22 protein-coding genes are annotated in these 25,678 nt (G+C 41.3%); 13 read left to right on the forward strand and 9 right to left on the reverse strand.

What is annotated here, in order from left to right; genetic code table 11:
- Nucleotides 1–4: 4 nt before the first annotated feature.
- Nucleotides 5–1,096, reverse strand: coding sequence for a DUF4297 domain-containing protein (locus NYF15_RS01265; RefSeq protein ID WP_371352504.1), 1,092 nt, complete (start codon nt 1,094–1,096; stop codon nt 5–7).
- A 678-nt stretch (nt 1,097–1,774) separates the two neighbouring features.
- On the opposite strand from NYF15_RS01265, the gene NYF15_RS01270 reads away from it, so the two are divergent.
- A complete protein-coding gene (locus NYF15_RS01270; RefSeq protein WP_371352505.1) occupies nt 1,775–2,254 on the forward strand; it encodes a hypothetical protein in 480 nt (159 codons plus the stop codon).
- Here the strand turns inward: NYF15_RS01270 and NYF15_RS01275 are convergent.
- The gene (locus NYF15_RS01275) at nt 2,251–3,456 is read right to left on the reverse strand and encodes an anhydro-N-acetylmuramic acid kinase (RefSeq protein WP_371352506.1); all 1,206 of its coding nucleotides are present in this window, start codon (nt 3,454–3,456) and stop codon (nt 2,251–2,253) included. The two genes, NYF15_RS01270 and NYF15_RS01275, sit on opposite strands and share 4 nt — an antisense overlap.
- A 260-nt stretch (nt 3,457–3,716) precedes the next feature.
- Between NYF15_RS01275 and NYF15_RS01280 the strand changes: the two genes are divergently transcribed.
- The 3 genes from NYF15_RS01280 (at nt 3,717) to NYF15_RS01290 (ending at nt 7,834) form a co-directional block, all read left to right on the forward strand.
- Entirely contained in the window at nt 3,717–6,452 is a 2,736-nt protein-coding gene (locus NYF15_RS01280; RefSeq protein WP_371352507.1) for a TonB-dependent receptor domain-containing protein, read from the forward strand.
- Between the two features lie 163 nt (nt 6,453–6,615).
- A complete protein-coding gene (locus NYF15_RS01285) occupies nt 6,616–7,611 on the forward strand; it encodes a hypothetical protein (protein ID WP_371352508.1) in 996 nt (331 codons plus the stop codon).
- Nucleotides 7,601–7,834 carry a helix-hairpin-helix domain-containing protein gene (locus NYF15_RS01290; RefSeq protein ID WP_371352509.1) on the forward strand — a complete coding sequence of 78 codons (234 nt, stop codon included), beginning with the start codon at nt 7,601–7,603 and terminating at the stop codon, nt 7,832–7,834. The genes NYF15_RS01285 and NYF15_RS01290 overlap by 11 nt, the downstream gene beginning before the upstream one ends.
- On the opposite strand, the gene NYF15_RS01295 is transcribed toward NYF15_RS01290, so the two are convergent.
- Nucleotides 7,831–8,673, reverse strand: a complete 843-nt coding sequence (locus NYF15_RS01295) for an SMP-30/gluconolactonase/LRE family protein (RefSeq protein WP_371352510.1) — start codon at nt 8,671–8,673, stop codon at nt 7,831–7,833. The two genes, NYF15_RS01290 and NYF15_RS01295, sit on opposite strands and share 4 nt — an antisense overlap.
- A gap of 10 nt (nt 8,674–8,683) precedes the next feature.
- Entirely contained in the window at nt 8,684–9,103 is a 420-nt protein-coding gene (locus tag NYF15_RS01300; protein ID WP_237127561.1) for a hypothetical protein, read from the reverse strand.
- Nucleotides 9,104–9,289: 186 nt separating this feature from the next.
- On the opposite strand from NYF15_RS01300, the gene NYF15_RS01305 reads away from it, so the two are divergent.
- The 4 genes from NYF15_RS01305 to NYF15_RS01320 all read left to right on the forward strand — a co-directional run bounded on the left by NYF15_RS01305 (nt 9,290) and on the right by NYF15_RS01320 (nt 12,061).
- The gene (locus NYF15_RS01305; RefSeq protein WP_371352511.1) at nt 9,290–10,321 is read left to right on the forward strand and encodes an NADP-dependent oxidoreductase; all 1,032 of its coding nucleotides are present in this window, start codon (nt 9,290–9,292) and stop codon (nt 10,319–10,321) included.
- Between the two features lie 58 nt (nt 10,322–10,379).
- Nucleotides 10,380–10,997 carry a glutathione S-transferase family protein gene (locus NYF15_RS01310; RefSeq protein ID WP_371352512.1) on the forward strand — a complete coding sequence of 206 codons (618 nt, stop codon included), beginning with the start codon at nt 10,380–10,382 and terminating at the stop codon, nt 10,995–10,997.
- A gap of 63 nt (nt 10,998–11,060) precedes the next feature.
- Complete coding sequence (locus NYF15_RS01315) at nt 11,061–11,555, forward strand: GNAT family N-acetyltransferase (protein ID WP_237119247.1); 495 nt, start codon at nt 11,061–11,063, stop codon at nt 11,553–11,555.
- Between the two features lie 86 nt (nt 11,556–11,641).
- On the forward strand, nt 11,642–12,061 hold the full coding sequence (locus NYF15_RS01320) for a hypothetical protein (RefSeq protein ID WP_371352513.1): 420 nt from the start codon (nt 11,642–11,644) through the stop codon (nt 12,059–12,061).
- Between the two features lie 3 nt (nt 12,062–12,064).
- On the opposite strand, the gene NYF15_RS01325 is transcribed toward NYF15_RS01320, so the two are convergent.
- Together NYF15_RS01325 and NYF15_RS01330 are read right to left on the reverse strand one after the other, a co-directional pair.
- Nucleotides 12,065–12,733: a response regulator gene (locus NYF15_RS01325; protein ID WP_371352514.1), complete on the reverse strand. Its 669-nt coding sequence runs from the start codon at nt 12,731–12,733 to the stop codon at nt 12,065–12,067.
- Entirely contained in the window at nt 12,726–14,030 is a 1,305-nt protein-coding gene (locus NYF15_RS01330; protein ID WP_371352515.1) for a DUF4118 domain-containing protein, read from the reverse strand. The genes NYF15_RS01325 and NYF15_RS01330 overlap by 8 nt, the downstream gene beginning before the upstream one ends.
- 177 nt (nt 14,031–14,207) lie before the next feature.
- Between NYF15_RS01330 and NYF15_RS01335 the strand changes: the two genes are divergently transcribed.
- Entirely contained in the window at nt 14,208–14,867 is a 660-nt protein-coding gene (locus NYF15_RS01335) for a TrkA family potassium uptake protein (protein WP_130151919.1), read from the forward strand.
- On the forward strand, nt 14,864–16,231 hold the full coding sequence (locus NYF15_RS01340; protein WP_130151920.1) for a TrkH family potassium uptake protein: 1,368 nt from the start codon (nt 14,864–14,866) through the stop codon (nt 16,229–16,231). Before NYF15_RS01335 ends, NYF15_RS01340 begins: the two co-directional genes overlap by 4 nt.
- Before the next feature lie 51 nt (nt 16,232–16,282).
- Here the strand turns inward: NYF15_RS01340 and NYF15_RS01345 are convergent, their stop codons facing one another.
- A complete protein-coding gene (locus tag NYF15_RS01345; RefSeq protein ID WP_371352516.1) occupies nt 16,283–18,217 on the reverse strand; it encodes an ATP-dependent DNA helicase RecQ in 1,935 nt (644 codons plus the stop codon).
- Between the two features lie 259 nt (nt 18,218–18,476).
- Here NYF15_RS01345 and NYF15_RS01350 point away from each other — a divergent pair, with 259 nt between their 5' ends.
- The 3 genes from NYF15_RS01350 to NYF15_RS01360 all read left to right on the forward strand — a co-directional run bounded on the left by NYF15_RS01350 (nt 18,477) and on the right by NYF15_RS01360 (nt 22,120).
- Nucleotides 18,477–19,781, forward strand: coding sequence for an NAD(P)/FAD-dependent oxidoreductase (locus tag NYF15_RS01350; protein ID WP_371352517.1), 1,305 nt, complete (start codon nt 18,477–18,479; stop codon nt 19,779–19,781).
- Between the two features lie 88 nt (nt 19,782–19,869).
- Nucleotides 19,870–20,442, forward strand: a complete 573-nt coding sequence (locus NYF15_RS01355) for a manganese efflux pump MntP family protein (protein ID WP_130151923.1) — start codon at nt 19,870–19,872, stop codon at nt 20,440–20,442.
- Between the two features lie 172 nt (nt 20,443–20,614).
- Nucleotides 20,615–22,120, forward strand: coding sequence for a phospholipase effector Tle1 domain-containing protein (locus tag NYF15_RS01360; RefSeq protein WP_371352518.1), 1,506 nt, complete (start codon nt 20,615–20,617; stop codon nt 22,118–22,120).
- On the opposite strand, the gene NYF15_RS01365 is transcribed toward NYF15_RS01360, so the two are convergent.
- Both NYF15_RS01365 and NYF15_RS01370 read right to left on the reverse strand, forming a co-directional pair.
- A complete protein-coding gene (locus NYF15_RS01365) occupies nt 22,104–22,871 on the reverse strand; it encodes a substrate-binding periplasmic protein (protein WP_371352519.1) in 768 nt (255 codons plus the stop codon). The genes NYF15_RS01360 and NYF15_RS01365 overlap by 17 nt on opposite strands.
- 161 nt (nt 22,872–23,032) lie before the next feature.
- Nucleotides 23,033–25,663 carry a glycosyl hydrolase family 18 protein gene (locus NYF15_RS01370; protein WP_371352520.1) on the reverse strand — a complete coding sequence of 877 codons (2,631 nt, stop codon included), beginning with the start codon at nt 25,661–25,663 and terminating at the stop codon, nt 23,033–23,035.
- Between the last annotated feature and the right edge of the window lie 15 nt (nt 25,664–25,678).

Raw genomic sequence — 25,678 nt, forward strand, 5'->3', positions numbered from 1 at the left:
TCGCTCATATTTCAACACCCTCTAAAAGTTCATATAAAAAAGCGCCTGTTAGATCTTCTTGGGTTTGAAAAAACCCCAATGTTTTTTCACTTAACTCTTTTTTCACATCTACTTCTAATTCAAGTGCATTAGTATGCTTTTCAGCATGGTTTTCAATGCATCTGACAATATCGTTTGAAACTTCCTTTATAATTAAATCTCTGCTTGAAATTTTTCTCGTATAGTATCTATTAAATCCACTAACAACTTTTCTTCTAGCTAAAGAATTCAATGAATACTCATCATTAAGGATTTGAATCAACTCAGAGACTATATTCTCATCTGGCTTGCGGCTGACATATTGCTCGATAACATCTGATAATTGCCCACTTGTTATGGCTTTTCTTTTAAGAGCGTCATTCCAATTTTTATAGTCAAAGCTATTCTCCCCTTTTCTGTTTAGATCTCGTATTACACATTCATATATAGAGTTGGCATCGTATTTCAGTCCGGGAGCTATCTTGCTTATTAACGAGCTAATTTTTCCTTCAACAACAAGATCAAAACCTTTTTCAGGCAAAGAAGGTATAACAAAAGCCAACTTAGGAATAAAATTTTCGGTTCCAGATATATTTGATATGGCATCTTCTATCTTTTTAACTTCTTCATCGCTTAGTTCGCCAGAGTCAATTACTTCGAAACAATATCCTTCTTTATGGATATTAAAGCTGTAACCTCCAGTTGAAACAAAATTGACTTTAGATATTTTCTGAGAATAAGACTTATCACAACAACTCTCGGCTAGCTTCTCAATTAAGGACTTAGACTCACCCTTGGAGACGCTGGTCAGGCTATGAATTGTATGTTTCTTGGATGTTTCTTTGACTTGATTCAGTTCAAATGTTGTTTTGCTAACATCAAGTGAGTCAGCAATAGTAACGTCTTCGTGCTCTTCAATAAAAAGAGCAAACTCATTTCCAGCCTCATGCTCATCTAAGATGCGGCAGAATGCCCAATGATATTGATAGTTGTACTTTCGGAATGTATCACTGCCTGACTTTTCCCTTTTCGGCTCAAGCCCCAGAGGATTAGCTTGATTCAAATTATCAACATCCATTTCCAATCCTTTTTAATATTCACTAAAGCCGACTAGGCGTATAACATTTTAATAGTGCGCAAATCGCGTATATTTCTACCAAACATCTACTTGTTTTATCATTTCTATATTTTTATCAAATTAGCTAACCATTTGCTAGCTAACAAAATATTTTTATATTAGTAAAGTGGCCTGATGACAAATATGCGCTAATTGCTCATTTTCCTGAATATAGGGGAAAGTTGTAAATTCTGAATATAAAAAATGTATCAAAAGAAATATTCAATGACCGCTCATAGCAAACTTTTAAAGCAATTACGTTAACTCTATTTTGGGGCATTTTTAAGTTAAGAGACAGCACAAAAAAGGCAGGTTTTTGATTAATCCAAACTGAGCTTTGTATTACCTCCAGTACTTGATATTTTAATTATGATTCATCTGTAGCTTTGAGGTAAATATACAGGTATCACGCCTTATCAGAAAACCCCAAATATCGATATTTCTCTCCACCCTAAAACCCTTTACCAGACAAGACTTTCTATTCCAATCTTGTCAGAAACCATTCCAGTTTTGGAACAGAAAGAACAACATTAAACAGACTCTAAAATAAATAATACGCTTTATGACAATAGTCATAATTCTGTCATTTAACTGATCAATAATTGACGCTAATTTAATCACCCACGTAATGAAGAAGTAATGGACAGTGCCTTGGTGCAACTTTCGTTTGCACTCCCCTCTAGTGACGATCCTATGTGTGCTGCACTTGCGCATACTGTAGAATATGAACAATTGCATTTTATTGCCGATGAGCAAAAGCGTGTCGTATTTTGCTGCGTGCTACCAGATGATGCCCATCAGGGCGATGTAATCTCTATCAGTGCAACACATCCTGATGCGCGAGAGTCTGCCTATTTTACTGCCCATACGCTGACGCAAAACGATTTAGAGCAGCACGTTATTATGCTTACACTAAATAATGTGACGCATAGCGGCGAGTTTGTATTGCAACTCATGCTACATGGCAAGCATGCCACCTTAAAAGACAGTGCGCAGTTTGATGTGAGCCTTGCTACTAGCAGCTGTACAGCTCAAAACTTAACTAAACAGCAAGATAAAACGCAAAGTTTACGCCATTACATTAGTAGTATTGGCGCTAGCTTATTGGCTTTTTTTTAGTCAGCAAAGCTAATTTTCCCCATGGTAATATCGGGGATCCCTTGCTCGGTATTACCAAATCGCTGTTGCCCACCCGACAAACATTCATTTGCTAAAATAGCAAATAACACCGCCTCTTTGGCATCAGGGTTTATACCTAATTCATCTGTGTTTTTGATAGCTGAAAGTTGTGGGCAGTTGTCTAAAATAACTTTCATTAATAATGGGTTATGTACCCCACCACCACTTGCATACACTGCAACTTGACTAAGGCCGTCACTACATTGAGTAATTGCTTTGGCAATCATTAACCCAGAAAAATGCACCAGTGTTGCCATGACATCAAAGTGAGACAAGTGCTCGGTGTTGGTACGTGCTTGGGCCGCTGCTAAATAGTCTAAATTAAACACTTCGGGGCCTGTGGTTTTTGGAAAAGCAAGGCCGAAGAATGCATTATCACAGAGCGCATTTAACAAAGGTTCACTCACCTTTCCTTGGCTTGCGATTGCAGCATCTTTATCATAATGCTGCGGCGCAAAATGGCGCTGAATATAGGCATCCATAATAGTATTGCCAGGGCCTATATCTGAGCTAAAAACAGCACGCGCATCGGCTGATTTAGGTAAGTATGTCAAGTTTGCAATACCGCCCATATTAAGCAATATGCGGTTTTCGCTGGTGCTTGTGAAATACAAATAGTCACCATACACCGCAAGGGGGGCGCCTTCACCTCCTGCTGCAATGTGTTTTTGTCTAAAATCGCCAATCGTGGTGATCCCAGCTGTCACAGCAAGATGATCACTATCACCAATTTGTAATGTGGCATTGCCGTATTCTGGGCGCTTGTGCTGACTTTCTGGACAGTGGTAAATCGTTTGTCCATGGCTTGCTATGACATCGACAAGCTCCTTCGCCACATTCCACTTCGCTAGAGTTTTTGCAACCATGTCACCATGTAATTGACCAATCCATGGGTTCAGTAGAGTCACCTCTTCAAGATCACACTCACGTTTTGCAAACACCCGTTTAACTCGTGACTTATAATCATCGTCGTAGTCAACTGTGGTGAATTTTATAACGTCAACATGGGTATTCATACCCTGTCCTGATACCTCACATAACGCGATATCGAGGCCGTCTAGTGAGGTTCCACTCATCAGACCAACAATTAATTTTTTTTCTTTTTTGGCGCTTAAGTACAGTTTTTCAATATGTTGATGCATAAATAAATCACTTAAAATCAGCTTTTTATATCAAAATAAACAAGCTTGGATGTTGGAATAGTTTATATTTTAAAATAATAGATTCAAAGAATAATTATTGCAAAGATTTTTAAATTGCTTTAAAACTGTACGAGTGAACTCCCCAAAAGGAGAACACGGAACGCATCATAACAAAAAGTATGACTCATTAAATTAACTAAATGGTCTAGGTAATAAGCCAACCAGCGTTGATTTAAATGATAAAACGCTAGGGAATCAACATGAAAGCAAAGACAACATCCACAACGCGCTCGCTTTTACTGCTCTCGCCACTTGCGATCGCAGTCAGTTCAATTATAGGCGTAGCCCATGCAGAAGAAGCAGAACAAGTCAAAAAGCCTGAAGTAATCACTGTAACAGGGTCGCGTATCCAACGTGCAGAGCTTGCCTCTAGCAGCCCTGTCGTCAGTGTTGACGAAGCGCAAATCCATCTCGACCGCGCAGTAAACGTAGAAGATATCACAGCAAAGCTGCCGCAAGCTGCGGCGGGTGCAAACAGCACGGGTGCAACAGTTGGTGACTCATTTGGCTCATCAACTATTGATTTACGCGGCCTTGGTCAAAACCGAACATTGGTACTTATTGACGGTACTCGCGCCGTACCATTTAGTTTTCGTAACTCGGTTGACGTAAATACTATTCCTGCCGGATTAATTAAACGCGTTGATGTATTAACTGGCGGAGCCGCGGCCGTTTACGGTGCCGATGCGGTGGCTGGTGTTGTCAACTTCGTTTTAGATGATGATTTTACTGGTGCAGAGTTTTCAACCAGCTATGAAAGTGCTGATGGTGGTAACGAAAAACTAAATTTCGAGGCGATTTTTGGTGGCGATATTGCTGATGGCCGTGGCCACATTACCGGCTATTTAGGTTACACAGAGCGTAAGGAGTTATTAGCAGGTGAACGTGATTATGCACTTAAAAACTCGACACCTTTAATTAATAGCGGTGGTTACTACACTGACGTAGCTTCTGGCAATAGCCTTGCAATTACCGATGCAGGTGCTGTAACAAATGAACGCCAAACCTCTGATTTTACTCCTCACCGCTACTTAACACAGCCAATGGATCGTTTCTCTGCTGGGTTACTATTTGATGTTGACGTAAGCGACAGTGCAATCGCCTATGGTCGCGCTATGTACTCAAAAGTAACCGTTAATGGTGCGGGAGCGAGTGGTCAAACACCTATTTTTGTTAATGAGCAAGTGACTCTTTCACAAGATAATGCTTATATCCCTGATGAGCTACGTGACCAACTAACATTTGACAGTGAAGGCAATGCCCTTGTTAATGTTGAACGTAATTTAGGTTTGGGTGTTCAACACACCAAAGCAGTGCGTGACTCAATGCAATTTCAATTGGGTTTAAAAGGCGATATTACTGACTACTTACGCTACGATGTATACGGTCAATATGGTAAAACCGATGAAGTTGCGACTATTTACAACAACGCTTACCGTAATGATAATAATGGCAACAGCCGCTTTGCTGCACTGGCAAACTCAGTGGATATTTTTGATCCGAACCATGATTTTAGTGACTTTAGCGATCCCTTGCTTTATACCACCCGCGACCGTACACAAAGTGTGATATCAGCAACCTTATCGGGTGATTCTGGCTTCTTATTTGAGTTACCAGCCGGTGCTATCGATTTTGCAATTGGTTATGAATACCGTAAAGAAACCGGTAAACAAACACCAGGCGATGCCTTTAGAAACGGCACCAGCTTTGCTTCAATTAGCGCGTTCGATATGGATGCAAGCTTTAGCTCTGAAGAGTTCTATGCCGAAATTTTAGTGCCAATTTTAGTTGACCAACCCTTTGCTGAAGAGCTTAGCTTTGAAGGTGCGTACCGTATTTCTGATTATTCGAACACAGAAGCAGAAGACACCTACAAACTAGGTATCAACTGGGCAATTAACAGTGATATTCGTATTCGTGCAAACCGCTTAACGGCATTTAGAGCACCTAACTTAGGTGAATTTGCCAGCCCAATCACAGCACTTTCGTTATCGTTATTCGATCAAAACAGTGATCAATTTGTACCTCGTCTAGCAGGGCGCTATAACGGCGATCCTTGCTTATTAGGCACTGGTGATGCAACACAATGTGCAGCCTTTGGCGCACCGGCTGTTGGTACACAGTTTGATTCAAGCACCGCTGAGTATACCTACGGTGGCAACCCGAATATAAAACCAGAGCAAGCAGAGTCAGATACACTTGGCGTTGTATACACACCAAGTTATATAGACGGTTTTGATTTGTCCGTTGATTACTACAGTATCCGTGTCACCGATGCTGTAAGCCAAATTCAACCAGGCGCAGCACTACAAAGCTGTTATATTGACGATCCGAATCCGAACAATCCATTGTGTGGTGCGGTACTTCGCGATCCGAATACTGGCTTTATTAGTACAGCGATCGTGAACGACTTTAACCTAGCCGCGATTGAACAAGAAGGTATCGACGTTGCAGCCAACTACGTGATTGATGCACCAGAGCAAATGGGTGGTCGTTTCAGGTTCTCGTATCAAGGTAACTTTGTTACAAAACAAACCCGCCAAAACAACAGTACAGTGCCAGAAATTGACTGTAAAGGCACTTACGGCAGCGCATGTTCTGGTGACTTTGCGAGTATTTTGCAAGCAGATTACAAACACCGTGCAAGCATTGATTGGCAGTTAGACGATATGAACTTCCAACTTGGCTGGCGCAGAATCGGCGAAGTTGAGTACGCTGTTGACCGCTCAGAAACTATTTCAGCGCAGAACTACTTAGATTTTGCTGCGGCTTGGCAAGTTAATGAGGAACTTGCAGTTAATTTTGGTGTCGATAACTTATTAGACCGTGAACCGCCAACACCTGAGATAGGCGCAAACCACTTTAACACCGTGAGTGATTATAGTGTGATTGGCCGCTCAGTCGGGGTTTCACTAAGATATGCTCCAAGCTTCTAATTAATCCTACTGTTTTAGCTACACAGGATTGATCCCCACAAGCGCACCCTGCCCGGTGCGCTTTTTTATTTCAAACGAATAGTAACTATATCAACTATAAAAAAGGGACAGTGCTTTAATTGTTAGTTATGATATAAGCAATAAAAGCAACAGGGAAGATGTTATGCTCAAGTCAATAAAGTCAAAAATTCCATTTATTTTCCTAATTACTATTAGTCTTTTTTGGGCTATGTATTACCAAGGAAGTCACCCTCTGAATGACTTTGGAAATGCAAACTTTGAATGGTTATACCTACTTGATGCACTAATAGTATTACCAGTACTTTGCTTAATATTAATTAAAAATAAGAAAGAAGCGGCTTTAAAGGCATTGATGTTGTGCTCACTCGCTATTTTAGTGGGGAGTTACATCATTCCAGAGCAAAACAAGTTTTTAATGAATTACTTAGAGCAAGGTCGTTACGGGCTTTTAGCTTTGATTGTAATTTTAGAACTAAGCGCTCTCATTACTGTCTATCTGGCAATAAAATCTGCTTTAAGCCAGCAGACCGATCCAGATATAGCTATTGAACGGCCAATTAACAAGCTTTTCAAACAAAACGCAATTGCAAACTTTTTATGTTTCGAAACACGGATGTGGGCTTTCTTATTTTACGCTAAACACATTAAACCAAGCTATTTCACTGGTGAACTACATTTTAGTTATCATAACAAAGACGGCGCACAAGCTAACTTACTTGGCTTTATTTTTATTATCTTATTAGAGTTGCCCATGATGCATCTCTTTATACATTTTGTATGGTCATCATCAGCAGCAAACATTATCACTGGTTTAACTATATTTAGCCTTTTCTTCTTCATTGCAGAGTACCGAGCGGTTGCAAAGCGTCCTGTGTCTATTAGTAAATCGCAACTCATTATTCGCTATGGGCTATACCCTGCTTACAATATTGCTTTAGCAAATATCAAAACCATTGATTTAAATACCGATTTCATTTCACGCGCTGGCACAATCAAACGTTATAACTACTCTGGCAACCCGAATATTAAAATTAACCTCATTGAACCTATAGGTGATATCGACACTGTTTTTCTAGGACTAGATGCCCCTCATCATTTTATAGACTCAATGAACAAGGAACGAGAAAATGCCATTTAACGATAAAGAACGAGATGCTTTATTAGCACTCAAAGGTGTTGGGCCAACGGTTGTAACACGGTTTGAAGAAATTGGTATTGAATCGTTTGAGGAGTTAGCAGGGTTTGATGCAAACACAATTGCGGATCGAGTCGCATCGATGCTGCATTCAACGTGTTGGAAAAATAGCCCGCAAGCAAAAGCGGCAATAACAGCCGCTATTACGCGAGCAAAGCAAGGCTAAAGTTCTATCACTTCGATAGCGCCACGTTTTTGCATAGTCACATACATTTTAGTTTGTGACTCATTAAATGTTAGATTAGTTGGGTGTTGACCTTTTAGTTTATAAGTTTTTAACACCTTGCCTTTAGGTGATACTTTAAGCACTTTTCCAGCGCCATAACGAGTAATGAAAATGTGACCTTCACTGTTTACTCGCATGCCATCAAGGCCATGGTCGTCAAAGCGTATCAGTTCTTGTTTGTTACTGATGTTTAGCTCATCGTCAAGATCATATTGCCAAACCACACGCTGCACACTTTCATTTACGTAAAGTTTAGTATTGTCACCGTTCACAGCCACGCCATTGGTTGTGCCCATATTTTTTTCAAGAAGTTCAGTGCTGCCATCAGTATTAATACGCCACAGTTGGCCTGTACTTTTTGACCAGTTCGGATCACTCGCAAACAGCGCCCCACTTTTAGTGATACTAATATCATTTGGCTGATTCATTTTAGCGTTATGTGCAAACACTTCGACTTGATGAGTATTTGCAGGTACTTTTAAAATATTATGATTTACATAATCAGCAATATAGAGGTTACCTTGTTCATCAAATTGCAAGCCATTACCAACGCTGTCATTTGGTAAACGCACAAATAATGATGACTTACCCATGTTATCAACACGTCCAATAGTCCCCTGCTCAGCATAATTAACTGCATATAAGGTATCGTTGTACATGGTTGGCCCTTCGACACCTTGAGTAAACACGTTATCTTTCACAAAGTCTTGGCTATCAATTGCCAATGCAAGCGGCGTGCATAAAAAGCTACTCACAGCAATAAGTGTGTGAAGTCTCATAATCGTCCTTTTAATTATCTAAACTGGTGTATACAGCTAAAATTGGATATTCATTTTCACCAAAAGACAGCGTTAACGAACGTTTTTCTCCGTTATCAAGCTTAACACCGCCACTGAAAGAGGATGGGTGTATTCTTGAGCCATCAGCAAACAAAGCCATAATATGATCAGCTTGTAAAATACGCGAGCCTGACGCTTTATTCTCAACTGTGACAACCGCTAAACGCCTGCCACTTTCACTGCTCATCAACACGCTATGAACAATGCTGAATTCACTTTCTTTTGGGTATCGCCTTGCATCATTTTCAAACGCAAATGCACTTCCTGCTGGCAAAGTAGGATCAACCGACAAAGTCCCTGAATTCGCTTGTGCATTGGTTGCAGTAAGCCCCATAACAAGCGCCATTATTATTAAAGAAATACCTTTCATATCAATCCTTTTTGATCAGCTGAATATTTTTTCAGCATACACCGTAATAATACGTGGTGCAAAATGGATTGTTGCTTAACTGCAATTAACATTCCCTACTTGGTAACAATTTAATCATTGATTTCTATTAGCGTGCCCGCACCTCTTTATTACACAGAATTAAAAGCTAAGTCATAGGAGCTAAGCATGTCTGATCTTCAAAACCGTCAATATATTCTCGAGTCACGCCCAAATGGCCCTGCAACGAAAAGTAACGTTGCGTTAAAGACAAACTCAATATCATCACCTAAACAGGGTGAAGTATTGTTAAGAACGATTTATTTATCTCTTGACCCTTATATGCGAGGCCGCATGAGCGATGCGGAGTCTTATGCAGATCCTGTTGAAATTGGCGATGTAATGGTTGGTGCAACCATCTGTCAGGTTGAGCAATCAGCGCATCCCGATTATAAAGTCGGTGAATGGGTATTGGCTTACACAGGCTGGCAAGAATATGCGATTAGTAATACTGAAGGGCTAATGAAACTAGGTGAAAACCCAGACAACCCTTCTTACGCGCTCGGAATTTTAGGCATGCCAGGGTTTACCGCCTATATGGGATTACTGGATATTGGTGAACCAAAAGCGGGCGAAACTGTTGTTGTGGCAGCAGCAACGGGGCCAGTTGGTGCAACTGTAGGTCAAATCGCAAAAATTAAAGGCTGTAAGGTTGTCGGTGTAGCAGGCGGTAAGGAAAAATGCCAACACGCTGTAGAACACTTAGGCTTTGACGCATGTATTGATCATAAAGCTGACGACTTCGATGAGCAACTAAAAGCCGCTTGTGACCAAGGCATTGATGTTTATTATGAAAATGTCGGTGGTCATGTTCTTGATGCAGTGCTGCCTTTACTCAATACAAAAGCGCGTGTGCCCTTGTGTGGTTTAGTATCACAGTACAATGCAACTGAATTACCACCTGGGCCTGATCGTTTATCGATGCTGATGGGCTTGATTTTAAGAAAACGTATCAAGGTACAAGGCTTTATTATTTTTGATGATTACCGGGATCGCTATGACGAGTTTGCAAAAGACATGCAGCAATGGCTAAAAGAAGGGAAAGTTAAATACAAAGAACACCTAGAAGCTGATTTTGAAAATACACTTGATGCCTTTAACGCTATGTTAAACGGTGAAAACTTCGGTAAAACGGTTGTTCAAGTACAAAAGCCACTGTAATACTGATCCATTCAAATTATGTGGGCGTAGTAAAACCACGCCCACAAAAGGATAACTTATGATTAAACTTCATCATTTAAATAAATCACGTTCAAAGCGCATTATTTGGCTTTTAGAAGAGCTAGGCATTGACTACGACCTTGTTGCTTATCAGCGCAACCCCGAAACGTTTTTAGCTCCTGATGACCTAAAAGAAATTCACCCACTAGGTAAAGCTCCCGTAATTGAAGATAATGGCAAAATTATTACCGAATCAGGTGCCATTACCGATTATTTAATAACAACATATGGTAAAGGCAAATACATGCCAGAACCACAATCTGATAGCTACGTTAGTTACCAGCAATGGCTTCACTTTGCCGAAAGCTCTGCAATGGTGCCTTTTTTATTAAAGCTCTTTATTACAAAAGACGGTTGTAAAACTAACTTTATAGGTGATTATGCTGATAATGAAATTGGTAAAATACTAAGTTATGTGAATCAACTACTAAAAGGTAAACAGTATTTAGTTGATGATACATTGACTGGGGCTGATTTTATGATGTCGTTTGTTATTGAAAAGGTCGCTGAAGCTGGCATGTTGTCACACTTTGCTGAAATAGAGCGCTATTTTGAGCAACTTAAAACGCATGAAAGCTATCATACTGCTAATGAGTTGGAAGAAAAGTACGGATAAAATAGGTAAAGGCACGTTATAGTGCCTTTATAACCTTATAGTAACAACATAATAGGGACAATTTTGGTTACGCTGCGTGATTTCATAGAGTCGGATGCCGAACAACTCGTCGCTATACTTAACGATTGCGACGTTACACAATACCTCTCAACTAAAATACCTTCCCCTTATAGTAATGCGGATGCACTGTGGTGGATAAACGAAGGCAGTCGAGGTAGCCTCATAAAAGCAATTGTATTCAATAACAAGCTAATTGGCTGTATTGGAGTAAATCGTGGGGAGTTTGAATATAACCGTTCTGGTGAAATTGGCTATTGGCTTGCAAAAGATTACTGGCGACAAGGCATAACCTCATCGGCAATAAAGCAAATAATCGATATGACCTTCACTCAAACTGATATTATACGAGTGTTCGCCAGCGTATTTTCTAATAATATAGCGTCGATGCAGTTACTTCTTAAGTCAGGTTTCAAACAAGAGGCCATTTTACGAAACGCAATTTTCAAAAATAAGCAATTTTACGATAACCACATTTTCGTTATATTTAAGCAAAGTTAATTAGAAAACATGATATTTAAGGTCAATATTCAAATCTAATTCAGTATAATTGACTAATTAAGCGGATGATTTTATAAAGGATTATAATGGGCGCAGTATTAAAAATATTATGGCATGGCGGAGCCGCCTTTTTTTGGGGATGTAGTACAGTTGCGCTACTTATTTGGGGTATTTCATCTATTACCCCTGATTGGTGTGGCACAGAGCAATATGAAGTATTTTTATCTCCTAACAAAGATAAACAAGCGGTTGTTTCTATAATAAATTGTGGCGCTACAACAAACTTTGAAACACAAATTTCAGTCACAAAAGTAAACGAGCCAAGCGAGAAAACGACCTTTCTAGTACTCGACGGTCACCCAAATCATCTCGAATACAAGGTGACTTGGCTATCTAATGATGAAATTGAACTTACCGACTTCAACTTCAAGGACTTACTAAAGTTTCGCAGTAGAAATACAGCAGGTGATATCGCTATGTCACGGATTGAACCCAAAAACACTTAAGCCTTAATCAACCAACCGATAACCCACTGCGGGCTCAGTTAAGATATGCTTTGGGCTCGCTGCATTTTGCTCGAGCTTTTGCCGTAACTGACCAATGTGTACACGTACATATTCAGGGCGATTAATATACTGCTCACCCCACACCTCAGATAAAATAGCGTTATGCGTTAGCACCTTGTCTTTTTGCTGAAATAACAACAGCAATATAGCGTACTCTTTTTTAGTTAGTTTAACTTCTTCAGCGCCTTTACGGACCACGTGCTTATGTGGGTCTATGTGAATATCGCCACATTGCAAAATTAGGCTTGGTGTTGTTTGTGTGCGTAATAGCACCCGAATACGTGCTAATAATTCGTTTGCGCTGAATGGTTTGGTTAGGTAATCGTTAGCGCCGTTATCAAGCGCGGTGACTTTTTCTGTTTCGCCATCCCGTGCAGAAAGTACTAATACAGGGAGCAGACTCCACTGCCTAAACTCCACCAGCCAATCTTGCCCATCCATATCGAGTAAGCCTAAATCAAGTAGCACTAAATCAAACTGCTGCTGACTTAAAAGTGCAAACGCATCAAGCCCTTTAGCGCACACACTAACTTCATGATTACTGGCTTTTAGCAGTGTTTTTAAAAAACTTTGCAGAGGCGGTGAGTCCTCTAAAACCAAAATATTAGCCACGGCTGTTACTCCAAATTAATTTAGCTGTTGCCTGCTTTGTATGCTCATTGAGGGTTAATTCAAAGCGCCCTTGATGACATTTAGCAACTACATCGCAGATCACACTCCCTAAGCCAACTCCTTCATCTTGACTCGTCTCATGCTTACTAGCAAAAGGGTTGATTAACACTATTTGGTATTCATTGTGTGTTTCAATAAATTGCATACTTGCTGTGCCATCACCATAGCGCGCTGCGTTCTCGAGCATATTGGCAAAGGCAATTTCAAGTAAGGTTTCATCACCAAAACAGAGACTGTTTGGCTGAGCCTCAATGCTCAATTTAAAGCATTGTAATTGCTGCTGGCGACGAGATTTTGCTTCGCTAACAAGGGTCGAAATAGGCAGTTTTTGCCAGTTAATATTCTCAGCTAACTTATTAACTTTACTGAGCTCCATGACTTTATCAAAGTGCTGATTAAGAATTTTACTTTGCTCATAAATATTAGCTGCTTGCTCTTTGATAACCTCAGAGCTTAGTTGAATATCATCATCAGCCAACATGCTTGATGCACCCATAATGGTTGCTAATGGCGTACGTAAGTCATGGGATAAACTGCGCAATAAAGTGTTTTTTGACCTTTCTAGCTCCGCCTGTACTTTTATCGCCGCGGATTGCTCACGCAGTAAGGTTTTTTCTTGAACCTGATACAGTAAAGAGCATGCTGTATTCGCCAAAGCAAGTTGCTCAGCATTAAGTGCTTTAGCAAATGCAATACCGCCAAATTCAGCTTGTTGTTCGTTTAGATAAATAAACTGCCGAGAGCCTGTTAGCTGCCAGTTACACGCAACCTTTAAATGCGCAGCCATAGTTTTTAAAAACAGCTGCTTTTGTTCCTCAAGACTATCGAGATCATTGAGCTTTTTAGCTAACTCATACAATAAGCGACTATTACTTGCATGAGCTTGTACATCGCGAACCTTGGTATTGAGCTCCCCAGCGAGGTGGCTTATCACTAAACCCACAATCAGCATCACCAAAAAGGTAACCACATATTCAATATTTTCGATATGAAAAGTAAAATACGGCACCACATAAAACCAGTCAGTGCAGGCAACACTCACTAAGGTGGTAAGCGCGGCCACACGACGATTACTTCGCACCGCAACCCAGGTCACCCACAGCAGCTGTAACATCACAATATCAGTGGTTGTAAACAGTTCTCGAAACGGAAAAATCGCGAGCACCACTACAAGTGGCATCAACACACTTAAAAATGCGGCTTTTAAATACTGTATTTTGAATACTGACTGCATCATCTTTTCACTTATTTTTTGTTCCTATTAGATTAAAGGGTTTTCAATTTTGTCACTATAAAGTTTTTATAAAGTTTTTTTCACTCAGCATAAAATCTTTATAAAGCTTCTGCCATGTCTAAAGACTTCTGTTTTTTTGCCATTAACATTTAGCGCGAACCCACAATAGCGAGAAAAACTATGGCTCAGTTTGCAGTAATCGGATTAGGACGTTTTGGCGTAACCGCCTGTTTAGAACTTTCAAAACAAGGGCACACGGTATGTGCCGCAGATATTAGCGAAAGCACCGTTAATCACTATGCCGACCAGCTCAGTTTTACGGTGGTAGTCGACGCCAGTGATGAAACACAATTAGCGCGGCTCGATTTACCCAGCTGTCAAGCCGTATTAGTCGCCATAGGCGAAAATATTGAAGCCAGTATTTTATGTGTATTGCACTTAAAAAACTTAGGCGTAAAGCAAATTTGGGTAAAGGCCTGTACCAAAAGCCATCATCAAATCCTAAGTAAACTGGGTGTTGAACGCATCATTCACCCAGAAGAAGAAATGGGCGTGAGAGTTGCACAAGCACTTAACTACCCAATGGTTAATCAATATTTCCCGCTTAACCAGTCCACGTTTATTGTTGAACTGGGCATAGATCTGCAGCTTTCAGGTCGCAAAATTGGCTGGCTGCTAAAAGAGCGCAATAGCGATATTAAACCGCTCACACTACGCCGTGATGATTATTTCAATACTGAGCTGACTAATGACACCGAACTGCGCCACGGCGATAGTCTGGTGCTACTTGGCTCTAAAACTTATTTAACTAAACTAGCAAAACGGTTTCGTGCATTATGATTAACTGGCAAGCCAACGTTTATCCCAAACAATTTAGTGGTGTGAAGTGTCGCAAGCGGCAAAAAATCAACCCGCCATTAGTGCTCACTATCGGCTTTATTGTACTAATCATGTTGGGTACGAGTTTACTTATGCTCCCTGTAGCCAGCACCCAACCGATTAGCTGGCTCGAAGCTCTATTTACAGCAACCTCTGCGGTTACAGTAACAGGGCTAGTAGTGATAGATACAGGTACTGCACTGACAGTATTTGGTCAAAGCGTGGTGATGCTACTGATTCAAATTGGTGGCATTGGCTTTATGACTGTGGCAGTGATCTCAATATTAAGTTTAGGAAAAACCCTCGGTTTACAACAGCGCTTATTGGCCAGTCGCGCTTTTGACACCAACGATTTAACCTCGGTGATCAAGGTCGCTAAATACGTCTTAGTGTATTCATTAATTATTGAATCCGTAGCGTTTTGCTTATTATTTATCAGTTGGTTTGATGATTATGGTTTAGTAAAAAGTGCTTACCACAGTTTGTTTTATACGATTTCTGCATTTAATAATGCTGGCTTTGCCTTAAGTGGCGATAGCTTATCTGCGTTCAAAGGGGATGTGACCGTAAACTTAGTGATCACTGGCTTATTCATTATCGGTGGTTTAGGTTTCACGGTACTAATTGATATTTACAAACAAAAACGTTGGTCATCCCTATCAACCAATACACGCCTAGTATTAATTGCGACTTTAGTGATCAACAGCACCGCATTTTTGCTTATCTTTTTATTTGAACACGCAAACCCTGCTACATTGGCACCACTTACAACGTCAGAGCAAATACTGACCGCATGGTTTCAAGCAGTAACACCTCGTACCGCAGGATTTAATACTTTACCGATCGATGCCTTAAGCCAAGATTCTACGCTACTAACCATGCTGCTTATGGTGATTGGCGGTGGCTCAGTCAGTACGGCGAGCGGCATAAAACTAGGCACCTTTGTGATCTTAATTTTAGCGATGCGCAGTTATTTAAAACAGCAAACAACAGTCACTGTTTTTAACCGCCAGTTGAGCGACAAGCTCGTGATCAAGGCATTAAGCGTCATGATACTGTACTTATTTATCGCCTTTATTAGCATTATGGTTATTGCCAAGCTTGAACAAGGCTCGTTACTGGATATCACCTTTGAGGCGATTTCAGCACTCAGTACCGTTGGTCTTTCACGGGGGATTACGGGTGATTTAAGCGCACCTAGTCAGCTCATTATCATACTGCTGATGTTGATAGGCCGAGTTGGCCCACTCACGTTTGCATATTGTTTTGCTCGTCAGCACAGCCAACCTTTGACCTACCCTACTACCAGTATTCAAATTGGCTAAGTTTACAGTTATGACACTTTTTAATGTCATAACTGTGAACTTAAAGCCCTGCTACAACTGCTGTAGCAGGGCTTTAATGTTACTATAGCGCTGCTGCTCGCAAAGGCCAAAACCTGATAGCTGCCTGACTTTATTACGGGTAAATAAAGGCACGCTCATGCCCGCTAAAAAACGGCACTGGGTGTCGATGCTGACATCATTAAACCCTTTATTTGCTAGGTGCTGCTTAAGCTCTGTAACTTTACTGGCAATCACATTTTGCTCAGGCATTTGATGCACTAATGAATAACTAAGTTTTACCTGCTGGCCTCTACACACTGAACAATGGCCACATTGCTGGGGTGCATGTTGGTCATCAAAATAGCGGGCTAAGTTGTAACTTAAGCAGCTATCTAACTCAAAAAAGCGTACTAAAGTGGCAATACGCTTAATTTCGGCCTGTTCTTTTTCGATAAAATATTGATGAAGTTGCTGTGCTAAATTAGCGTGGCTTATTACTGTGTTATTCACCTCATACACTTGCGTAATACGTTTAGTTTCAAGAGCGATATGGCCCTTTTCGGCCAAATAATCAAGCGCAGCAACCACGCGCTTTCTGTCAACTTGAGTCGCACGGGTTAACGCATCAAAATTAAGTGTGCCCCAAATTTTCTTAAACTCAGTGTGTTTGAATACTTGTTGTAAAAATGCTTGTCGGTCAGCATCAAACTGGCTAAGCAGCGCATTTTGATCCGTTAAAAACTTATATTTAAAATCAGCGTAATAGGCATATAAAGGCGTAATAGCCCCTTGCATTTCTAACTGCACCAGTAAGGTTTTTAACGCTAAAGCACGAATATTACTGTCGCTCGATAAGCTGTACTCTTGCATTTCCCACTGGTTGTTCGTTTGCTCGTTACGAATGTTATTAATGACATACTCAATCCCACTTTGCTCTGGCGTGTCGGCATAAACAAAGTTCTCAACGGTATTTAAGCCATCAAGGTTTGCTAGGGTAAAACAGTTTGAAGGCGCACCATCTCGCCCTGCGCGGCCAATCTCTTGGCTATAATTTTCAATCGATTTTGGCAAATCATAGTGGATCACAAACCGAATATCAGACTTATCAACCCCCATCCCAAAAGCGATGGTTGCCACCACTATATTAATTTTACCCGCCATAAAATCATCTTGAATTTGCCAGCGTTTATCATCGTCAAGGCCAGCATGATAGGCCACCGCATTAATGCCTGCTCCCCTCAAGCCTTCGGCTACTTGCTCGGCGGTATGTTGTAAGGTGACATAGACAATCCCAGCACCTTGTTGGCTGGCTAAAATACTTGCTAACTGCTGAGGTTTTTCTTGGCTTGCAACACTGAGCACTGATAAATCGAGGTTGCTACGGTAAAAGCCAGTTTGCACCACACATTCTGGGGCAATGGCAAAGCGCTCGCACATATCGCGCTTTACTTTTTTGGTAGCGGTAGCGGTAAGTAGCAGTACCAGCGGAATATTAAGCTCTTCACGATAGCGCGGCAGCTTTAAGTAGTCAGGTCGAAAATTGTGACCCCATTCAGATATACAGTGCGCTTCATCAACCACCAGCATTGAAATAGGCACTTGCTTAATGAATTCACGAAAGCGCTCATTCTTAAAGCGCTCCACTGAGATCATTAAAATTTTCACCTTCCCCGCACGCACGTCGCTCATTACCGTATGACTTTGCTCACTGGTTTGGCTTGAATCTAGGCTTGCCGCATAGATGCCTTTACTGTTTAAAAAACTAATTTGATCTTTCATCAGCGCCAATAATGGCGACACGACTAAGGTCAAATTAGGTAAATGCATAGCTGTTAATTGATAACACAACGACTTTCCCGAGCCTGTTGGGAAGATAGCCAACGATGATTGCTGGTTTAATAACTGCTCAATGGTTTGTTGCTGCCCTTGGCGAAATTCATCAAAGCCAAAGTACTGAGTTAGCGATGCATGTAGTGACGTAGTCATCCTGATCCCTTCGTTCATTTCCTTTATTCTGAAATGATAGGTGTTTAAAAAACTGATATACCATACTAACGCGTTTCCTGTTATCGCCCAAGCATGTAAATAGGATAAAAAGCGCCACATTGTTCTTAACTTTTGCTGACAAAACAAGCAAAAAGGCGCACAATAGAGCCGTTGCCATGGGGTATTGATGGATGGATTTGCAATACCTAAGCGCTTTTTCTCAAGAGTGTTTAGGTATTATACTTTTGAGGGCAACGCAATGATTAACCAACCTCCTAAAATCGTGATAATCGGTGGTGGCGCTGGTGGCTTAGAGCTAGCAACACAATTAGGACACAAACTCGGGAAAAAACGCCAAGCAGAGATACTTTTAATCGATAAAAACCGCAGCCATATTTGGAAGCCGTTACTTCATGAAGTCGCGACGGGGTCGATTGATGCCGATTTAGACGGCGTTGTATACTCAGCTCATGCAGCAAAACATCATTATAATTTTCAACTCGGCAGCTTTTGCCACTTAGATCAAACCAACAAAACCATTACCCTAAGCGAGTTAAAAGACGAGCTTGGCCACCGAATTTTACCCGAGCGCCAAGTCAGCTATGACTACCTCGTACTTGCCATAGGCAGTGTCAGTAACGACTTTAATACCCCAGGGGTCAACAAGCACTGTTTTTACCTTGATTCAAACCAACAAGCTGAACGCTTTCAGCATGCTTTACTCGATAACTTCACCCGTTTACATCAAGATGACGACCCACAGCACTCCTTAACTATTGCCATAGTGGGTGGTGGTGCAACGGGGGTTGAACTGTCGGCAGAACTTTATCATGTATCAGACATGCTAAAAATGTATGGCCTTAACAAAATGACCGCCAAACGCTTACACATTGATTTAATTGAAGCGGGGCCGCGAATTTTGCCCGCTTTACCCGAGCGCATTGCAAACTCAGCTAAACGCGAGCTAGTTAAGTTAGGAGTAACAGTACGCGAAGGCACCCAAGTAAAAGAAGCCACAGAAAACAGCTTTATCACCAAAAACGATGACCATATCAACGCCGATATTATGGTTTGGGCTGCGGGTGTAAAAGCCCCTGATTTCATTAAAGAGATTGGTATCTTTGAACTTACCCGCAATAACCAAATTAAGGTAAATCAATACCTGCAAAGTAGTGTTAACGACGACATTTTTGTGATTGGTGATTGCTGTGCATTTACTCAAGAAGATGGAACACAAGTGCCACCAAGAGCACAATCAGCTCATCAAATGGCACAATGTGTTGAAAAAAACCTCATTGCCACACTTAAAAACCAGCCACTGAGTGCGTTTACCTACAGTGACCATGGTTCTTTAGTCAACTTGTCACGATACAGCACGGTCGGTAGTTTAATGGGTAACTTAACCAGTAATAGCTTTTTCATTGAAGGAAAAATAGCGCGCTTTATGTATATTTCGCTCTACCGTATGCATCAACGTGCGATTCACGGCAGCGCTAAAACCTTTGCACTGTGGATCAGTGAAAAAGTTCTGCGGGTTGTAAGGCCGAAGATGAAGCTTCACTAAACCAAATAGGCACTATTGAGCTGTAAAATTAACCTATCGGTTTACGGCTCATAAGCGTATAATGCACTCTTTTTGTGGGGCGCAAAAATTGAATATTATTACTCTGAGCGTTTTATCGCTTGCAATGTCGACTGATGCTTTTGCAGCTTCAATCACTAAAGGCAGTACACTTAAAAACCCGCGTATTCTCAGTGCAATTAAACTTGGGTTACTGTTTGGCTGTATTGAAGCTATCGCGCCGATTATTGGTTGGCTTATAGGTAGTGCCGGTGCTGACTACGTGGAAGCGTTTGATCACTGGATTGCCTTTGTGCTGTTAGTGGGTTTGGGTGTTCATATGTTGCTTGAGAGTCGTAAAGAGGATGACGATGACGAAAAGGAACTTGCACCCAATACCAAGCGCTCTTTTATTGCAACATTACTAACGGCTGTTGGCACCAGCATAGACGCTATGACAGTCGGCATTAGCCTTGCCTTCATGAAAGTAAACATTTACTTAGCGGCAGCAATGATAGGTCTTGCGACGACCATCATGGTGACAATTGGCTCGCTACTTGGCAATGTAATGAGTGGCTGGGTTGGCAAAAAAGCCGAAGCCATTGGCGGTATAGCACTTATCTTGATTGGTTGTGGCATCCTTTATAGTCATACTTATGCTTAATTAAGTAACTCTTCAAAATCAGCCTTGGGCATAGATTCTAAACCTTCTTGCCCAAGCTCTTTACATCACACCAAAAACTAAAACCAATAAAAAATAACCATCGCGCATAATTTGTCTTCAAATTTTAACAAATGCCTTGTATGTTATGACAAACCACTAAAGGAATGACGCTATGACCCCTAAAACGCTGATTTTCAACTTTGATGGCACTGGCAGCGAACCCCGTGATGCAGAGCAATTTAGCGCAGCACATTTCAAAGAAGATGCCAGTATCTCTAACATACTTAAACTTCACTTATTATTTGGCGGCGCACTAAATAGTGAGCCAGAAACACCATTTCCTAATCAAATTAGTTTTTATTATCAAGGTATAGGCACACAAGGCAGTCGTTTTAAACGCCTTTTCAATCAAGCTTTAGCACCTAGAGGGGATGATGTTGCCAGTATCTTAAATCGCGCCATTAATGACTTTAAAAGCTATTACACTGTTGGCGATAAAGTACTGCTCACGGGGTTTAGTCGTGGCGCAGCGTTAGCACGGCGTTTTGCTAAATGCCTTGAACCACTTATTAGTGATGATGTTTACTTATGTGTATTTGATACTGTTGCATCAATAGGGTTTTCTAAAGTTACAAAAGCAACCCGTGGCGCTGAGCATGTGATTTTTGAAAACTATACATTAGCGACAAACATTAAAGCCGCCCTTCATTGTGTTGCACTTGATGAAAAACGCAGAGCTTTTGAACCAACGCTTATTAATAAAGCGCCCCATGTTGAAGAAATTTGGTTTGCTGGTGCCCATTCCGATGTAGGCGGTGGTTACTATCGTGACGGTTTAGCCGACATTTGCCTACGATATGCGATTGAGTGGTTAATTGAACAAACAGTTGCACTAAACCTTTTAACCAGCGCAGACATCAACTACAACACGTTACTTCCACAAGAGCATCGAAACTTAATTGCACAAGACGATGTCACCGTTACGCCCGACCCACTAGCACTCAGTCATCAACAAAACTATTTTTGGTTCAATCCGTTATTCAAACTCGTTGATCGTGAATGTTGTGTACTTATTGAAAACGAACAAAGCGACCACCCGCCAACTATTCACCATACTGTCGCACATAGAATCAACCGCTTAACAAGCTATCGTCCTGAGTCACTTAAAAGCCTAACCTATAACGTACTTTATAACGATGGCAACCTGCTAAAATTTAAGGGGTTATGCCAACATATTGCGCTTGATAAGCAAAATATGACTGTGCTTAGTATTGGCCAAAGCAAGGATGTTTTAGTGTATGGTTCTGAAAAATACAATCACACGGGTGTTATGTTAGAGCAAGGTGGCACCTATCGTTTTACGCCTTACCCTGATCAAATTTGGTATGACGACGGTATTAGTTGCGGCCCAGGCGGCTGGCATCGCGATAATATACAACTGGGCGTGAAAGAAATTCCAATGGCATTACTCGAGCCATTTCGACGTTTAGCACACGCACAATGGTTTGCACTCATTGGCGCAATTGATAACAACGATGAACACCTTTTCGAAATCGCAGAAGGTGCCGATATCCGTATAGCAAAATCAGGTGAGTTTTGCCCATTTGCAAACGATCTTAACCGCTTTTATGGGGCAAATGCTGGGCGTATAAAGCTGCGTGTTACTCGTCTTGGCTAAAGCTTTTAATATGCTCAGCTATCAAGCCTGTAATGGTTTGTTGGTGTGCAATGATGGTGTTGTTTATTCTAGTACGCTCAGACGCTGTTAAGGTTGTTTTGCTGAGCATAAACGACACCCAATTATCGTTAATAATATAATCATGAAGCTCAATTCCCTTTAAGTTAAGGGACCCTATAAGGTAAAGACCTGCAAGCTCGTCATCTATAAAAAAGTCGACTCTTTTTGCTAATAACATACCTAAACGTTGTTGCAATTTAGGTACCGCCATAATTTGATTTTTAAACATTTTTATCCGGCTAAGCGTTGTAAACTCTTCACCGTAGTAGCTACCACTATTAATTAAAATAACCTGACCTTTGAGTAATAATCCTTTTAGACTAAGTGCCGCATACTCTTTTTTGGGATACCAAAATAACCGCATCACCTCTCTCCTATAAGGCTCTGAAAAGTAGCTAAATTGAGCACGTTCCTCACTAAAACTTGCAGCGGGAAGTAAGTCGACTTTACCTGAACGCAGCTCAGCAAAGCCACGCTTTGAAGACGGGAGTAAAACAAATTGTGTGCAAAACCCTGATTTACTTAATACAAACTCAGAGATCTGAATATCAATACCAGAAAACGTTTTATCACGAATAAGCACATAAGGTGCCCATTGCTGAGATATTCCAACCTTTAAAGTGCGTTCACAACCAAGCGCTTTTGTAAAAAGCAAAATCGAACAAAGCAGAAGACACACTTTTAACTTCATCAATATACTTATCAGCGGCTATGGTTAATCATTATCAAAGTATGGTTGATAGTAAGTAAAAGACCAAAATAAACGTCCAAGTATGAAAAAAGCAGCCTTACGGCTGCTTTAGAGGGAAATCACATTATCATGAAACGCATTCAAATGTGGCTAAAAAACACTTAAAGTGCTTTCCATACATCAGCGCTGCCTGGCTCGTCTCCTTGAGTCCTCCACTTCGCTTCGTATTGAGTACCTTGGTAAGTCACTTGGTCGCCGCTGTTATAAGTGCCTGCTGCTTGCCAAATTACACCACCATTTGCATCTGTAGGCTGTGAACTTGCTTCCCATACGCCACCTAGATCTGGACGATCACCTTGTGTCCACCATTTAGCAGTATATAAAACACCGTTATACATCACAGTATCACCACCCACATAAATGGCAGTTTCATCCCATGTTGTATTACCAGGAGGATTAGTCGTACCTGAGTCTGTCACTGTCACGTTGAAGCTGACTGATGTAGCTGCTTGACCATCGCTTACCTCAACCGATACAGGGTAGGTTGTATCCGCAGTAACACTAGCCGCCTGCAAACTCACATTTGCACCAGAACCTACTAACGTCAGGCCTGCAGGTACAGTCCAATTATAAGTAAGGGCATCGTTATCTGCATCTGTTGCAGAAACTGAGACAGCTACGCTTGCCTCTTCTGCAACTGTTTTGTCAGTAATAGCTGAAACAACAGGCGCTGAGTTTCCACCAGTACCAGGCGCAACGACATTGACTGTCACGTTACGGCTTACACTTGCTTTGCCATCAGATACTGTCACTGTTGCAATGTATCGCGTGTCAACAGTGACCGATGGTGCTGTAATAGCAAGCGTATTTGAGTTTGCTCCCGATACAGTAAGTGCATTATCAGCAGTCCAGCTAAAGCTTAGAGGGTCGTTATCAGCATCTGTTGCTGATGCACTGACTGAGACAGTTTCACCCGCATTCACTGTAACTGAACCTGACACAGAGACAACAGGTGCATTGTTAGTCGGCTCAGTCACGGTACCACCTAAACCTTCATGCATTGCATTTAGGATATCACCGTTATCCGCATCAATTTCCCATGCAAATAAACCACCTAGATTATGTTGATTAACATAGTTACCTTTTGCGATAACTGATGCAGGGCTATCATATGTGATGAGTTTACCGGTAGAACGATTCCAAACATACGCGCCTTTTGCTTGTTCATCATAACCAACTTCAAAGCCGTTTATACCCGTACCCGATGCACCAATCATGTGTGCTTTAATGCCTTTATAATCGATTACACCATCTTCCCACACACCTTGTGCGTTACTGCCTTTTAATGGACCCGATCCTGTTGCAGTCATTGGATTACCATCAATGGTTGTGCCCGCAGGGTAAACACCTTCCCAACCACGGCCATACATTGCTGTACCAACAACAATTTTCTTCGATGGAACATTTTGCGCAAGCAGTAATTGAATTGCGTTATCAGTTGTGTAAGCGGGGCCTTTATAAGGAACACCACCAGCATCTACACCCGTACCATCACATTGGCCTGGGCGGAAATGCGTACCACAATAAAGTGCTGTTTGGTGACCTGTTACACCACTCCACGCGCCATAGAAGTCATACGTCATGGCAAAGATATAATCCATGTACTGGCTCGCGGCTTGATAATCAACATCTTCAATTTTATCGTAGCCAGCACCAATTGCAGAAGTGAGCTCATATTGACGGCCAGTTTCAGCTTCTAGCTCATCAAGCATGATGCGAAGCTCTTGCATCAATGCAACATATGCAGGACCATCAGCGACAGGATCACCTAAATTAGGGTTTGCGCCGTCACCACCAGGAAATTCCCAGTCAATATCAACACCATCGTAGAATTTCCACGTTTTTAAGAACTCTTTCATCGAGGCGACGAAAGTGTCACGATTTGCCTTGTTAGTGAAATACGCGAATGGGTCTGATAACGTCCAACCACCCACTGATGGTAAGATTTTTAAATCAGGATAACGCTGTTTTAGCGCCATTAACTGTGAATATGTACCACGGATTGGATCATTAGCATCAACACCCGGAAGTGCTTTTTGAACAGCAGCCCATGGATCATGAATAACCACTTCAAAATCCTGCGAACCAGCACAAGCGGTATTTAACGCATTTTTAGGTCCACCGGTCAGTGAGTCATTCGGACCACAAATTGGAATAAAGCCATATAAAATGTGCGTTAAGTTTTGGGCAGGAATATTCGTTACATCGAAATCACGACCGTAAATGCCCCACTCAACAAAGTAAGCACCAGTGACTAATCCTTGCTTTGTACCAATATTTTTATTGTTTGGATCATAATCCATAGGCAATGGAGCTAAATGTGCGCCGTCGGTATCAGCAATAACAATTGGTTTGCCTTCACTGCGCGCACAAGTCGTGCCGCCTTCACAAAGCTCAACATACATAGTATGACGACCGGCTTTATTATAAGGGAAACTAATTACACCACTTTTAGTACCCGCTGCAAGCGTGCCTTCGTTTACCAGCATATTGTCAAAATACACTTTATAGCTGTCGCCGCCATCACCACTCCATGCATTCCACTGTACATTAATGGTCACTTGTTCAACACGATTCACAAGGCTTTTATATGATCCTGTCCCTTCTAAATTCACCTCAACAAATGAGTATTCTTGTGGTTCCCAATTAAGAACAGGGGTTGAAGGAGCAGCACTTGCTGCACTTGCGAATAATGCAACACCAATGGCTGCGCTTAGTTGTTTTATATTCATGATTCTCTCTTTCTC

It is taken from the genome of Pseudoalteromonas sp. 68 DY56-GL68 (assembly GCF_041414825.1).
Classification (GTDB): Bacteria; Pseudomonadota; Gammaproteobacteria; order Enterobacterales; family Alteromonadaceae; genus Pseudoalteromonas.